Annotated in this window: 1 protein-coding gene and 1 pseudogene; both read right to left on the bottom strand. The window is 58.3% G+C overall.

The features are described from left to right. Window positions 1-455 (bottom strand): annotated as a pseudogene (locus ACR0FG_RS20865) (lytic transglycosylase domain-containing protein); the annotation flags it as partial. A 60-nt stretch (window positions 456-515) separates the two neighbouring features. Beyond that, window positions 516-743 carry a hypothetical protein gene (locus ACR0FG_RS20860; RefSeq protein ID WP_480895276.1) on the bottom strand — a complete coding sequence of 76 codons (228 nt, stop codon included), beginning with the start codon at window positions 741-743 and terminating at the stop codon, window positions 516-518. Between the last annotated feature and the right edge of the window lie 342 nt (window positions 744-1,085).

Below are 1,085 nucleotides of genomic sequence, written 5' to 3'. Positions count from 1 at the left end.
ATTTCGGGGGTCATGTGGTGATTGGCGGCAATCGCATAGGCGCGTTCGGCATCTCCCGTGCGCATCTCCAGACGTGCCAGTCTGCGTCGCCCTTCCGCCCATTTGTCGGGTTCACCCAGCGATTTTGGTCCGGTCGAGCGTGCCAACATCAGATCAATGCCGCTGTCGTCCAGTTCTTTGCGATCCCGCCACACGAAACGATCAAATGCCAGGCCAGGGTCTTTGGCCAGTGATTCCGGCACTGCGGCGACTTTGCCGTCCACTCCGTTTTCGCGCTTTTGCAGGGCAATGCGCGCCTCGGCCAGTTTGCGCTGATCAGAGTTGACCAGGGGCAGCATCCGCCCGGCGCTGACCAGATGCCCATCCCACAACATCCGATCCAACCTGGCCTCGTGATGTGGTCTCAGAAGTTTCCCGAAGTTCTCAAGATAATCCTTTTGCAGGCCCGACCCCATCGGCATGGTCCGCCAAGCGGTTACGACGTCGGCTTCTGCTTCACCATTGCGGCCTTGGCTTTACAAAGCCACGGCATAATTCAAAGCACCTTCTGCTGTTTGCGGAGGCATCCCTTCGTAGAATTTCAGAACTCGATTCGGATCGGCCCCGGTGAATGATGGCTCGCTTTTACGGCGCAGCCAGGCCAAACCGGGCCAATCCGGGCGCCGCTCAAGAAACACCAGCACATCGCGCGAGCTGCCAAAACCTTCGCGTAGCCAATGCCAGACAATAATGTCACGCGCCACCGATCCACGCTGGCCTGCAACGCGCAGCGCGGCATTCCAATCGCCCTAGCGCATCTCATAGAGCCCCGCGCGCAAATCCTGCGTCGCATCCGCCCGAGTGGCATGCGGCTGTAGCATCAGCGCCAGAATCATCGCTATTCCAAGCGACAGAATACGTCTCATCCCTTGCATTCCCCAACAAACCAAGGATACAGCCATGCAGGATAAACCTTGCGCCGCCGGGATCAACTCACAAACCCTTAATCGTGACAGACCGGTGCGCAAAAAACTCCTAAGGAGCGTTCCATGTTTAAAGGCTCAATGCCAGCCCTGGTCACCCCGTTCAGCAACGGCGCGTTGGAC

It is taken from the genome of Ruegeria sp. E1 (assembly GCF_056534225.1).
This window is presented reverse-complemented; position numbering and strand designations above follow the sequence as displayed.